At 44.1% G+C, this 13,111-nt stretch carries 10 protein-coding genes; 1 reads left to right on the top strand and 9 read right to left on the bottom strand.

The genetic code is table 11. The annotated features are described in order from the left end of the window. Window positions 1–556 precede the first annotated feature (556 nt). Together LCM11_RS09315 and rpoE are read right to left on the bottom strand one after the other, a co-directional pair. Window positions 557–2,164, bottom strand: a complete 1,608-nt coding sequence (locus LCM11_RS09315; RefSeq protein WP_224893969.1) for a CTP synthase — start codon at window positions 2,162–2,164, stop codon at window positions 557–559. Between the two features lie 209 nt (window positions 2,165–2,373). Continuing rightward, entirely contained in the window at window positions 2,374–2,910 is a 537-nt protein-coding gene (gene rpoE, locus LCM11_RS09320) for a DNA-directed RNA polymerase subunit delta (RefSeq protein ID WP_224893970.1), read from the bottom strand. A gap of 487 nt (window positions 2,911–3,397) precedes the next feature. Here rpoE and LCM11_RS09325 point away from each other — a divergent pair, with 487 nt between their 5' ends. Then, the gene (locus LCM11_RS09325) at window positions 3,398–3,715 is read left to right on the top strand and encodes a hypothetical protein (protein WP_224893971.1); all 318 of its coding nucleotides are present in this window, start codon (window positions 3,398–3,400) and stop codon (window positions 3,713–3,715) included. A 48-nt stretch (window positions 3,716–3,763) separates the two neighbouring features. On the opposite strand, the gene icmF is transcribed toward LCM11_RS09325, so the two are convergent. The 7 genes from icmF to LCM11_RS09360 are packed head-to-tail and all read right to left on the bottom strand — an operon-like array spanning window position 3,764 to window position 13,007. Next, a complete protein-coding gene (icmF, locus tag LCM11_RS09330) occupies window positions 3,764–7,009 on the bottom strand; it encodes a fused isobutyryl-CoA mutase/GTPase IcmF (RefSeq protein WP_224893972.1) in 3,246 nt (1,081 codons plus the stop codon). Between the two features lie 19 nt (window positions 7,010–7,028). Continuing rightward, window positions 7,029–7,658, bottom strand: a complete 630-nt coding sequence (locus LCM11_RS09335; protein WP_224893973.1) for a TetR/AcrR family transcriptional regulator — start codon at window positions 7,656–7,658, stop codon at window positions 7,029–7,031. A 2-nt stretch (window positions 7,659–7,660) separates the two neighbouring features. Further along, window positions 7,661–8,599, bottom strand: coding sequence for a methylmalonyl Co-A mutase-associated GTPase MeaB (gene meaB / locus LCM11_RS09340; RefSeq protein ID WP_224893974.1), 939 nt, complete (start codon window positions 8,597–8,599; stop codon window positions 7,661–7,663). A gap of 33 nt (window positions 8,600–8,632) precedes the next feature. Then, window positions 8,633–9,772 carry an acyl-CoA dehydrogenase gene (locus LCM11_RS09345; RefSeq protein ID WP_014644862.1) on the bottom strand — a complete coding sequence of 380 codons (1,140 nt, stop codon included), beginning with the start codon at window positions 9,770–9,772 and terminating at the stop codon, window positions 8,633–8,635. Between the two features lie 13 nt (window positions 9,773–9,785). Further along, complete coding sequence (locus LCM11_RS09350) at window positions 9,786–10,931, bottom strand: acyl-CoA dehydrogenase (protein ID WP_224893975.1); 1,146 nt, start codon at window positions 10,929–10,931, stop codon at window positions 9,786–9,788. A gap of 21 nt (window positions 10,932–10,952) precedes the next feature. Beyond that, window positions 10,953–11,804, bottom strand: a complete 852-nt coding sequence (locus LCM11_RS09355; RefSeq protein WP_224893976.1) for a 3-hydroxybutyryl-CoA dehydrogenase — start codon at window positions 11,802–11,804, stop codon at window positions 10,953–10,955. Window positions 11,805–11,819: 15 nt separating this feature from the next. Beyond that, window positions 11,820–13,007: an acetyl-CoA C-acetyltransferase gene (locus LCM11_RS09360; protein WP_224893977.1), complete on the bottom strand. Its 1,188-nt coding sequence runs from the start codon at window positions 13,005–13,007 to the stop codon at window positions 11,820–11,822. Window positions 13,008–13,111: the final 104 nt, after the last annotated feature.

Here is a 13,111-nt window from a genome sequence, read left to right on the forward strand (position 1 = left end):
GTCCCTTCTCCCATGGGAGTCTCGCCATTTCCCCACCAGCCCAGCCGAGTAAGAATAACGGACGCTTTTATAGGAAAGATTGTACTCCTTCTTATCGGTCCTAAATCCTTTTATGACATGCTATTCCACAACGTTATATCATGAAATAGCCTCATAATCACATGCTTTTTTTCTCATCAATCCGTCGACGTCTTAAATGGTTTCGAGCATCTAATTCGGCAAGCTCCGAAGGGGGACGATGCAGACTTCTGCGGGATGAACATGATCGGTGAGATCCCGCAGGGCTGATAAGCCCGAGGAAGCTCAGCACATATAAGAAGTTCGACTAAGATCGCCACGTCCTGTGGCAACGTCGAACGACCCTGCATCGTGCAGGGCCGAAAAGCGAAATCGTCCCCCGTAGGACCAAATTCTCACAAAAGTCTCGAAATCGAGTCTTCAAGTAATGGGAGCTTATCTGCAACAAGGAAAGTTAAAACTACGCATTCCGTTTAGCCAGCCTGCAAAAAAAGATGTTACAACAAAATTGTCGTAACATCTTTTTATTACATATTTACTATTTCTGATTCATAGCTGCGCCTACAAAGCCATAGAAAAGTTCTTGAGGGCGAGTAGGACGAGACTTAAATTCCGGATGGAATTGGCTCGCCACGAACCAAGGGTGATCCTCAACTTCAATAATTTCGATTAATCTTCCATCAGGACTGGTTCCAGAGAAGTTGAAACCGGCCGCTTCCATCTGATCGCGATAATGATTATTGAACTCAAAGCGGTGACGGTGACGTTCATATATAACCTCTTCTCCATAAGCTTCCAAAGCTCTGGAACCTTCCTTAAGACGGGATGGATAAATACCCAGTCGTAGTGTACCCCCAAGATCCGAAACCTCTTTCTGCTCAGGAAGAAGGTCGATGATCGGGTGCGGAGTAGATGGATTAATTTCAGCCGAATGTGCCCCTTTCAGTCCCAGTACATTGCGAGCAAATTCTACCGTTGCCAACTGCATTCCCAGGCAGATGCCAAGGAAAGGTACTCGATGCTCCCTCGCATAGCGAATAGCTTCGATTTTTCCTTCAATTCCACGATCGCCAAATCCACCAGGAACGAGAATACCATCAGCATCCTGTAATTGTTCTTGCACATTTGAGCTTGTGATAAATTCGGAGTTGACCCATTTCACTTCAACATCCGCATTAAAGCTATATCCTGCATGTTTCAGAGCTTCAACTACTGAAATATAAGCATCCGGAAGCTCTACATACTTCCCTACGAGTGCAATGGTCGCTTTCTCTTCAAGGTTCTTCACCTGATTAATAAGCTGATTCCATTCTGTCATATCGGCTGGCGGGCAATCCAAACCAAAGTGATCACAAGTAAGCTGGTCTAAATTCTGCGCTTGAAGTGTAATAGGTACGTGGTACAACGTATCTGCATCTCCCGCTTCGATTACAGCGTTTTTGTTAATATCGCAGAAAAGCGCAATTTTTTCTTTCATATCCTCAGATATTTCCATCTCAGTACGCAGTACGATAACGTCCGGCTGAATCCCAAGAGAACGTAATTCTTTAACACTGTGCTGGGTTGGTTTCGTCTTCATTTCACCAGCAGCTTTCAAATAAGGAACCAGGGTGCAATGGATATACATGACGTGATCACGCCCGATATCACTCTTAATTTGACGAATGGCTTCGAGGAATGGAAGTGATTCAATGTCGCCAACCGTTCCTCCGATTTCTGTGATGACAACGTCAGCATTTGTTTCATGAGCAGCACGAAAGACACGTTCTTTTATTTCATTGGTTATATGCGGGATAACCTGAACTGTCCCACCCAGATAATCTCCGCGGCGTTCTTTCTTAATAACGTTTGAATACACTTTACCTGTAGTTACGTTACTGAATTTATTTAAATTAATATCGATGAAGCGTTCATAGTGACCTAAATCCAAGTCGGTTTCTGCCCCATCATCCGTTACAAATACTTCTCCGTGCTGATAAGGACTCATCGTCCCTGGGTCCACGTTAATGTAGGGATCGAATTTCTGAATCGTTACTTTAAGTCCCCTATTTTTTAATAATCTCCCTAATGAAGCAGCTGTAATCCCTTTTCCTAAGGAAGACACTACACCGCCAGTTACAAATATATATTTCGTCTCTTTCGCCACTACGATCCCTCTTTCTCTATTAGTCATTATTAGTTATTCACTATAATTAAATATTTGATGAATGGATTCAATAACCCATCCTCGTTAATCGCACATAAAAAACAAAAAACGCTCCCCGCACTTGGGGAGCGTTCGATTATTTCGTGTCAGAAATTAAAGAGCCCAAATAAGATTGTACTTATATCGGTTTTGAAAGTCAACCGCCGTTTTTATTTATCGTCTTCCTCATCTTCATCGCCTACGAAGCTAACGTCATCTTCTACGATTTCTTCTTCCTCTTCGTCTAAGTCGTCATCTTCATAATCTCCATCATAGTCATCATCATCGTCGAGATCTAGATCTTCATCGGTAAGTTCCACATCTTCTTCCGGGTCATCCTCTTCGTTACTATCATAGTCAGATACACCCAATTCATCTTCAAGAAGCTTGGAAGGCTTTTTCTTTTTCTTCTTACGTTTCTGAGGAAGATTAGCAATTTCTTCTTCCATTTGTTCTACTGGATACCATTTTTTCAGTCCCCATCTATTTGTACCAATGGTCATAAATCCACCATCAATATTCATGTCAGTATAAAACTGCGCAATATACTGCTCTTTCTCAGCTTCTGTAAAACCTTTTAATTTGGCAATACGTTGGAAGATCTCATTAAAGTCGATCGCTTCTCTTTCCTCTTCCAAAATGATCGTTGCAAGTTCAATCATTGATGTTTCATTAATCTGATCTTTGCTCAGTTCTTTTACGCTCACGATCCAGCACTCCTTTATATTCACAAAATAGGATAAGTGACCTCATAGGCATACGAATCACATTTAATCATACCATCCATTATATGATTAGGTCTTTTAAAAATCAAATAGATTATCGCAGGTTTCTACTACCCTTTTGTATTCCTTTCTAACCAAGCATGTATGATTATAAACATCTATCTAAAACTATTTAGACAGGATACTTGGTGTTCGCCTGAAAATATTTTAAAATAAAGCTATGCTAAAACGTTGTGGCTGATTTTTTCATTTGAGTTATTCAATTATGGCATTGTTATCCGGAGGGCTCCCCTTCAGAACTTTCAGGTAAGGAGTGGCGGTCTGGTAAATAAAACATTTCCCCGGTTGCATTTCTCTACCTATATAACAACGAGATTTTATTTAAGAACTAGTAGCTTATATGAAAAATCAACGCGAAGAATGATCAGCATGAAATATCGTATATACAGAACTTAAAGGAGAGATATCTGTGAAAACCCATCCTTTTAACTGGTTTGCCACCATCATAGCCGTCATCGCTGTTTCGCTCTGGCTGTTTACCAGCTATGGTAAAATTCATTCTAAACACTTAACAGAAGCGACGATTTCAGAGAAGACCCATGAAGAGGACGAATACTACATTAAAGTCGATGGAAAGAAAATCAAAGTGAAGGACTCAAGCACCTGGATGGTCCTTGAAGCTGGTGAGAATTACGAACTCACCTATGAATGGTACGGTATTAATAAGCCATACGTTAAAGAAATTAATCAGGCCCATGATGATGACCAAATCGGGGGCGGCCACTAGCCCCAAATAAACGCCCTGCCTCTTTCGTAGAGGCAGGGCATTGTTCATTTACATATTTCTTCGGTACTGGCCACCTACTTCGTAAAGGGCATGTGTAATCTGGCCAAGACTTGCCACACGGACGGTTTCCATCAGTTCTTCAAAGATGTTTCCTCCGCCGCTAGCTGTTTCTTTCAAACGATTGAGTGCTTTTTCTGTTTCAGTTTGATTGGATTCCTGGAATTTACGGAGTTCCCGAATCTGATGTTCCTTTTCTTCTTTAGATGCACGGGCTAATTCCATGGAGTCGATCTCATCTTCAGAAGGAGGATTAGGGTTAAGATACGTGTTCACTCCTACAATTGGCAGCTCCCCTGAATGTTTTTTACCTTCATAATAAAGGGATTCTTCCTGAATTTTACCTCGCTGGTACTGGCGCTCCATTGCTCCCAGCACTCCGCCGCGGTCGTTGATCCGCTCAAATTCCTGTAGAACCGCTTCTTCTACCAAATCTGTAAGCTCACGGATAATGTATGAACCTTGTAATGAATTCTCATTTTTCGTTAAACCGAATTCTTTACTGATAATCATTTGGATTGCCATTGCTCGTCGGACGGACTCCTCTGTCGGCGTCGTAATGGCCTCATCATAGGAATTGGTATGGAGCGAATTACAATTATCCTGGATGGCAATGAGTGCCTGCAGAGTAGTACGGATATCATTAAAGTCGATTTCCTGTGCGTGAAGAGAGCGTCCAGATGTTTGAATATGATATTTAAGCTTTTGGCTGCGCTCGTTGGCTCCATACTTATCGCGCATAACAATCGCCCAGATCCTGCGAGCAACCCGCCCGAGAACGGTATATTCCGGATCCAGTCCATTTGAGAAAAAGAAAGAAAGGTTAGGTGCGAATTTGTTGATGTCCATGCCGCGGCTCAAATAATATTCGACATACGTAAAACCATTTGCGAGTGTGAACGCGAGCTGCGTAATCGGGTTCGCTCCTGCTTCTGCAATATGATACCCGGATATAGAAACGGAATAATAATTTCGCACTTGATGATCAATAAAATACTGCTGAATATCCCCCATCATACGAAGTGCAAATTCTGTAGAAAAGATACACGTATTCTGACCCTGATCTTCTTTTAGAATATCTGCCTGAACGGTACCTCGAACCACATTAATCGTCCGGGCTTTCACCTCTTCCGCTTCTTCAGAATTAGGTTCACGTCCATGCTCTTCCCGGAATTTATCAAGCTGCTGATCAATGGCTGTATTGAAAAACATCGCTAAAATAATGGGAGCAGGGCCGTTAATGGTCATGGAAACTGAAGTAGTTGGATCAATTAAATCAAACCCATCATACAGCTTTTTCATATCTTCAAGTGTACAAATATTTACGCCGCTTTCCCCGACTTTACCGTAAATATCAGGTCGCTCATCCGGGTCTTCACCGTAGAGCGTGACCGAATCAAAAGCTGTACTCAAACGCTTAGCTTCGTCTCCCTCAGATAAATAATGGAATCGGCGGTTGGTGCGCTCCGGTGTACCTTCCCCGGCAAACTGGCGTTTCGGATCTTCTCCTTTACGTTTGAACGGGAATACTCCAGCGGTAAACGGAAAAGCACCAGGAACATTTTCCCTGAGGAGCCAGTTGACTCGGTCACCCCAATCCGAATATTTAGGTAGTGCGACTTTAGGAACTTTCAAACCGGTCAAGCTTTCGGTCGTAAGATCCATGGTAATTTCCTTTTCTCTCACTTTAAACGTGTAGGTGTCTCCGCTGTAACGCTTATGAAGATCATCCCAGTCATCCAGCTTTTCTTTCGCCTCGCGGTCTATTGTTCGTTCATAATCTTCAACCAGACGCTCGATACTCGCTTTTGCGGCATCGTCCTCAAGCTCTTCAAGCGTGCCTTTCAATTGGTAAAGCTTGCGGGCTTTTTCTGCCTGCGTTTTTGCGTTTTCATGATAATCACGAACGGCAAGTGAAAGATCTCGTAAGTATTGTTTTCGATCATTAGGAATAATTACGTTCTGCTTCTCCACTTTGCTTACGCGCTCAAAAGAGGTGTCGTCCTGCCAGGAGAATTTATCGTTTAACTGATCAACAATGGCTGCAAACAGAGTGTTGGTACCAGGATCATTAAATTGACTCGCAATTGTTCCGTAAACAGGAAATTGTGTCTCGTCTTCATGAAACAGCATGTGACTTCTCTGATACTGCTTCTTAACCTGGTTCATAGCATCTTCAGAACCTTTTTGTTCAAATTTGTTGATCACGATAAAATCAGCAAAATCAATCATATCAATTTTCTCAAGTTGAGACGGCGCCCCAAATTCAGAAGTCATGACATACATTGATAAATCGGTAATATCGGTAATCGCAGCATCGCCCTGGCCAATCCCGCTCGTTTCTACAATGACCATGTCCATGCCGGCAGCCTTAAGAACATGAATCGATTCTTCCACGGCAGTAGAAAGTTCCGAACGTGCTTCCCGCGTAGCAAGTGATCTCATATAAACCCTTGGGTTGAAAATGGCATTCATACGAATACGGTCACCCAAAAGGGCTCCGCCTGTTTTCTTTTTCGTGGGGTCCACAGAAAGGATAGCTATCTTTTTATCAGGAATTTCATTAATAAAGCGACGAATTAATTCATCGGTAAGTGAGCTTTTTCCTGCTCCTCCTGTGCCTGTAATACCAAGGACAGGGATCGTCTTTTCCTGCGTATTTTCAACAGCGGTTTCAAAAGCGGCAACGGCTTCCCGCTCTTCTTTCGGGGTGTTTTCTACATACGTAATAAACCGGGCGATCGCCTGGTGATTTCCCTCTGTCAATTCCTCAATTCCTTTTTCTACGTTAAGGGGTGGAATAAAATCACATTCTTCAATCATCTGATTAATCATTCCCTGCAGACCTAGCGTGCGTCCATCTTCCGGTGAGAATACTCGAGCGACTCCGTAGTCATGCAGCTCTTTAATCTCCCTTGGAATGATTACGCCTCCCCCTCCGCCGTAAACACGTATGTGTCCTGCTCCTTTTTGATTTAGCAAATCAACCATATATTTAAAGTATTCCACATGCCCGCCTTGATAAGAGGAAATAGCAATCCCCTGCACATCTTCCTGCACAGCCGCATTTACCACATCTTCAACAGAGCGGTTATGGCCGAGGTGAATCACTTCTGCTCCTGTAGATTGCAGAATACGTCTCATAATATTGATGGAAGCATCGTGTCCATCAAACAAGCTGGATGCAGTCACAAAACGGACGGGGTTTTTCGGCTGATAAACCGTTGGTTGTTCCATGTCCGAATTCCTCCTTTAGTTAGGATCGTTCTCTTTCCCTGGTGTCCAGACCTTGAAGGAGCAATTGAATTTGCCCTTCTGTATAAGATTCCAGCGTAAAAGAACGCTGCAGAATCCAACGCCTGAACCCCCACATTTGTCCTTGCACAAATATATTATTAGCAATCAGCTTAACTTCCTCTTTTGAGTGATGTTCAGGTAAGCTGTTCAAAATCACTTGCTCAAGCATGGCTACCATATCTCGTTCTTTTTGAAGGACATAGTCCTGTGCCTCGCGTGAGAGTGATTTAACTTCCTGATACATCACAAGAACTTCATCCTGCATATCGTCCATAAGCTGAAAATAGGACTGTATGGCATGAATTAGACTCTTTATACTTGTCTGGGTGGGATCAATAGAAGCTTCCATACGTTCCTTTACGCGCTGGTAAATAGAATCACAGACCAGAAAGAGCACGTCTTCCTTTTTACGGATATATTCATAAAGGGTACCGATACTAAAACCAGATGCTTTCGCTATTTCACGGGTGGTTGTTTTGTGGAACCCTTTTTCAATAAATAGGGTAACCGCTCCTTTAATCATCTGATTTCTTCGTTTTATAACCAGGACTTCATCTTTTATAGAAGAGGGAACTTGGTTTTCAGCCATCGTCATTCTCCTTTACTCATCCATTCTTGAAACCAGGAGTGTGCCAGCTGGTATGGATCTGCCTCCACGTCGTTCAATGACTTGAGCTTAGCAGAATCCTTTTCGATGGCATCTCTCACTTCGCGCCACACTTCCTCACGAATCAATTCATAGACTTCAAGCGTCAGTTGCTGCTTCCTTCGTTTGAACCCTTGATTTGTTTCATAAAGATAGTCCTGATGCTCTTTCATACGACTATATAATTCAGCCATACCCTGGTTCTCTGTGGAAATTGTCTGTACTATAGGCGGCACCCACCCTTTAGGCTGAGCAATCATCATATACTCCTCAAGGGTTGTCTTCAGCTTTTCGACTCCAGGAAGATCCGCTTTATTAATAACAAATAGGTCAGCTATTTCCATAATGCCTGCTTTAAAGATTTGGAGCACATCCCCGCTGTTGGGAGTTAAAACGAGTCCTGTCGTATCCACAACTTTCATAATATCCAGTTCGGATTGACCGACCCCTACCGTTTCAACGAGAACTATATCAAATCCGTACGCGTCACAGATGCGGATCGCGTCCTTGGTGGCGCGCGCAAGCCCTCCCAGGCTCCCTCTTGTCGCCATACTGCGAATGAAAATCCCGGGATCCATGAAATGCTGGTTCATTCTGGTTCGGTCCCCAAGCAGCGATCCGCCGCTGAATGGACTTGTAGGATCTACCGCTATAACCGCGACACTCAGATCCAGACTGCGTAAATAGGTTAAAAGCCTGTTAATCATTGAACTCTTGCCTGCCCCCGGAGACCCGGTAATTCCGATGTAATGAGCTGATTTTTTAATGGAAAAGATATCGCTCATGAATGTTAATTTCTGGTCATCATCATTTTCAACAAGAGTAATAGCGCGGGCAAGGGCTCGCATATCCTGTTTTTGAATTCGTTCTGCAAGTGGATGCATGGGACAGCCCCTTTCCGCTTGAAGCTTTTTTCGTTAGCTGCTGACCATTCGGCCGATTACAAGACGCTGGATTTCCTGCGTCCCTTCATAAATCTGCGTAATTTTCGCATCACGCATATAACGTTCCACAGGGTAATCTTTGGTGTATCCATAGCCTCCATGTACTTGTACGGCTTCTGTGGTAATTCTCATCGCTGCATCCCCTGCATACAATTTGGCCATGGCAGAAGCTTTTGAATATGGGAGTCCTTCTGATTCAAAATACGCTGCCTGGTAAGTGAGCAGACGGGCCGCTTCTATCTCTGTTGCCATATCGGCTAACTTAAAAGAAATGCCCTGAAGCTTCGCAATCGGCTTGCCGAATTGCTCTCGATCTTTTGCATAGGCGACCGCTTCATCCAATGCTCCCTGCGCAATTCCTACTGCCTGAGCCGCTATACCGTTTCTTCCCCCGTCTAACGTCATCATCGCAATTTTAAAACCTTCCCCCTCTTTTCCGAGCAGGTTTTCTTTAGGAATTTTACAATCTTCAAAGATAAGTTCGGTTGTCGGCGAAGAACGGATACCAAGCTTTTTCTCTTTCTTACCAAACGAAAATCCCGGCGTTCCTTTCTCAACGATAAACCCGCTGACCCCGCGTCCCCCTGCTTCTGGGTCGGTTTTTGCAAATACGATATAAATGTCTGCCACTCCACCGTTTGTAATCCACACTTTATTACCATTCAGCACATAGTGGTCGCCATCTAATTTCGCTTGAGTTTTCATGGAGGAAACGTCACTTCCAGCTCCAGGCTCAGATAATGCATAAGCGCCTAGTTTTTCTCCCGTTGCGAGTTGGGATAGGTAGGTCTTCTTCTGTTCTTCATTCCCAAACTTATAAATCGGCCAGCTGGCTAATGATATATGAGCAGACAATGTGACCCCTGTAGAGGCGCAAATACGAGATAATTCCTCAACAGCGATCGCGTAGCTTACGAAGTCAGATCCTATCCCTCCATATTCTTCAGGCCATGGAATTCCAGTTAATCCAAGCTCCGCCATTTTATCGAAAATTTCACGATCAAATCTTTCTTCTTCATCACGTTCTGCTGCCGTAGGTTCTACTTCATTTTTAGCAAAGTCTCTTACCATTTTCCTCAGCATTTCCTGTTCTTCTGTCAGTGTAAAATTCATTCTCGTCTCCCCCTCAGTCTCTAATCAAATGGTTGCTGATCACGATGCGCTGGATTTCACTTGTTCCTTCGTAAATTTCGCAAACTTTGGCATCCCTGAAAAAGCGTTCCACAGCGTAATCCTCTGTGTATCCATATCCTCCGTACACCTGCACAGCTTCAATTGCTGATTTGACCGCCGTTTTAGATGCCATCAATTTAGCCATCGACACTTCTTTTCCGCATTTTACTCCTGCCGCTTGTAAAGAGGCCGCATGATAGACAAGAAGTTTAGAAGCCTCTACTTCTGTAGCCATATCAGCGAGCTTAAACGAAACTCCCTGGTGCTTGGCAATGGGGCGTCCAAACTGCTCGCGTTCCTTCGCGTAGGCGACAGCGTGCTCATAAGCCGCTTCTGCAATACCCAGAGCTTGTGCAGCAATCCCAATTCTCCCCATATTTAAGTTTGATAAGGCGATTTTATAACCTTCTCCCTCTTCACCTAGAAGTTGTGAAACAGGAACTTTACATTGATCAAAATTTAACTCCACCGTGCTTGAACCATGCATTCCCATTTTCTTCTCTGCTCTACCAATTGAAAATCCTGGCGTATCCCGTTCAATGATAAAAGCGCTTAATCCTTTTCCACTTGGAATATCAGGGTTCGTACGGGCAAATACAATAAATGTATCCGCATGCCCGCCATTTGTAATGAATACCTTCGATCCATTTAAAACATAATGATCTCCCTTGTTAACAGCACGCGTTCTAAGACTTCCAGCATCTGATCCTGCACTTGGCTCGGTCAGGGCAAAAGCACCTAAGAACTCGCCGCTTGCAAGCTTCGGAATGTATTTATTTTTCTGCTCTTCGGTACCGAAATATAAAATCGGATTTGTTCCCACAGACGTATGAACAGATAAAATGACGCCAAGAGTTGCACTTACCTTAGAGATCTCGTGGATCGCTATAATATAAGATATATAATCCATTTCCGCTCCGCCGTACTTCTCCGGAATAGGAATTCCCATTAAGCCAAGCTCCCCCATCTTCGGGATCAGCTCGGCAGGAAAACGATCTTCCTGCTCCATACGTTCAACCGCGGGCGCGACCTCTTTTTCAGCAAAATCACGGACCATCTTCCGCATCATCTCTTGTTCATCTGTAAACGTTAAATTCATCGTCACCGTCTCCTTCACCTGTTATTCGTAGCTGTAAAAACCTCGACCCGATTTCTTTCCAAGCCAGCCTGCCTTCACATATTTCCGTAGCAGCGGACACGGCCGGTACTTGCTGTCTCCGAACCCTTCATGCAAGACTTCCATAATATACAGACATGTATCAAGACCGATAAAATCAGCCAAAGTCAAAGGACCCATTGGATGGTTCATACCAAGCTTCATCACTGTGTCCACATCTTCCGGAGATGCTACGCCTTCGTGAACGGTGTAAATCGCTTCATTAATCATAGGCATCAGGATGCGGTTAGAAACAAAACCAGGAAAATCTTCTACTTCAACGGGCGATTTATTTATTTTTTTCGTTAAATCTTCGATCGCTTGATAGGTTTCGTCACTGGTCTGGATGGCACGGATGATTTCCACCAGCTTCATTACCGGTACTGGATTCATAAAGTGCATTCCAATAACCTGCGAAGGACGATTTGTTGATGCTGCAATCTCAGTAATGGGAAGCGAAGATGTATTCGACGCTAAGATGGCATGGTCAGGCATAATTTCATCCAGACTCTTGAATACTTTTGTTTTTATATCCATATTTTCAACCACGGCTTCGACTACGAGATCACAGTCAGATGCTTCGTGCATATCTGTCGTGCCTGAAAGCCTTTCCATTGCCTCATTTTTATCTTCAGTCGACAACTTTCCTTTTTCCACAGCTCGATCCAGCCTCTTTTTAATTCCATCCAGCCCATTATCTAAAGCGTCCTGATTTAAATCATTTAACTTTACCTGCAGGCCTGATTGAGCAAATACCTGTGCAATACCTGCGCCCATTTGCCCTGCACCGATGACCATGATTTTGTTAATTGACATTCCGCAGCTCCTCCTTTATCCCTTTGGCACTTCGATTAGTACGGCATCGCCCTGGCCGCCGCCGGAACAAATAGCCGCAATTCCAAGGCCGCCTCCGCGGCGCTTCAATTCATAAGCAAGCGTAAGTAAAATTCGAGCTCCACTTGCACCGATCGGGTGCCCAAGCGCTACAGCTCCACCGTTCACATTTACTTTCTCAGGATCAAGGCCTGCGATTTTGCCGCTGGCTAAGGACACCGCTGCAAATGCTTCATTCACTTCGAATAAATCAATGTCTTCTATGGATTTTCCTGCTTTTTTCAATAGTTTATTAATGACCAGACCCGGGGTTTGCGGGAAGTCTTGAGCTTCCACGGCAATTTCATCATGAGCAAGGACAGTGGCCAGGGATTCCAACCCTAGTTCGTTTGCTTTTTCATCAGACATGAGCAGCATCGCACATGCTCCATCGTTGACACCCGGCGCATTACCAGCCGTAATCGTTCCATTTTGGTCGAACACAGGGCGCAGTTTAGATAGAGCTTCTACCGTTGTATTTTTTCGTGGTGCTTCGTCTGTGTCGACCACAATCGGGTCCCCTTTTCGCTGCGGCACTTCTACAGACACGATTTCCTCACTCATCGTTCCGTTTTCAATGGCCTGGGATGCGCGCTGATGACTGTTATACGACCACTCATCTTGCGCTTCACGTGTTAACTCGAATTCCTCAGCTGTACGGTTTCCGTAGTTACCCATATGCACATTCTCGAATGAACAGGTGAGACCATCGTGTACCATCATATCTTTAACAGGAGCGTCCCCCATGCGTAATCCCCATCGTGCTTTTGGCATGAAATAAGGAGCATTACTCATGCTTTCCATTCCGCCCGCTACGATGACATCCTCTTCGCCTAAACGGATGAACTGATCAGCCATCGTTACACTCCGCATTCCAGAGGCGCACACCTTATTGACTGTCTCTGTTTTCACGTGCCATGGAATTCCCGCTTCACGCGCAGCCTGGCGGGATGGCAGTTGTCCCTGTCCTCCTTGTAAAACGCTTCCCATGATCACTTCATCTACGTCTTCACCCTTATATCCAGCACGCGTTAAAGCCTCTTTAATCACGATACCTCCAAGCTGAGAAGCGGTTAAAGGAGCAAGAGCGCCCCCGAATTTTCCAAATGGAGTACGAGCCCCTGAAACGATTACTGTTTTACGCATTTTTAAATTCCTCCCCTTTGTGATAACGCTTTCAAAATTGGCGATTGAACGCTCGCTCAATTTGTCCTCATAAGGAAAGTGTACCTAAAATAGTGTACACTTTC

The organism is Halobacillus halophilus, from assembly GCF_020171985.1.
GTDB classification, from domain to species: domain Bacteria; phylum Bacillota; class Bacilli; order Bacillales; family Halobacillaceae; genus Halobacillus; species Halobacillus halophilus_A.

Bases quoted from the DNA above. Each gene is read 5' to 3' on its own strand.
- LCM11_RS09360 (WP_224893977.1), bottom strand. From the start codon at position 13,007: ATGCGTAAAACAGTAATCGTTTCAGGGGCTCGTACTCCATTTGGAAAA.
- icmF (WP_224893972.1), bottom strand. From the start codon at position 7,009: ATGGAACAACCAACGGTTTATCAGCCGAAAAACCCCGTCCGTTTTGTG.
- LCM11_RS09350 (WP_224893975.1), bottom strand. From the start codon at position 10,931: ATGAATTTAACGTTTACAGATGAACAAGAGATGATGCGGAAGATGGTC.
- meaB (WP_224893974.1), bottom strand. From the start codon at position 8,599: ATGCATCCACTTGCAGAACGAATTCAAAAACAGGATATGCGAGCCCTT.
- LCM11_RS09345 (WP_014644862.1), bottom strand. From the start codon at position 9,772: ATGAATTTTACACTGACAGAAGAACAGGAAATGCTGAGGAAAATGGTA.
- LCM11_RS09355 (WP_224893976.1), bottom strand. From the start codon at position 11,804: ATGTCAATTAACAAAATCATGGTCATCGGTGCAGGGCAAATGGGCGCA.
- LCM11_RS09335 (WP_224893973.1), bottom strand. From the start codon at position 7,658: ATGGCTGAAAACCAAGTTCCCTCTTCTATAAAAGATGAAGTCCTGGTT.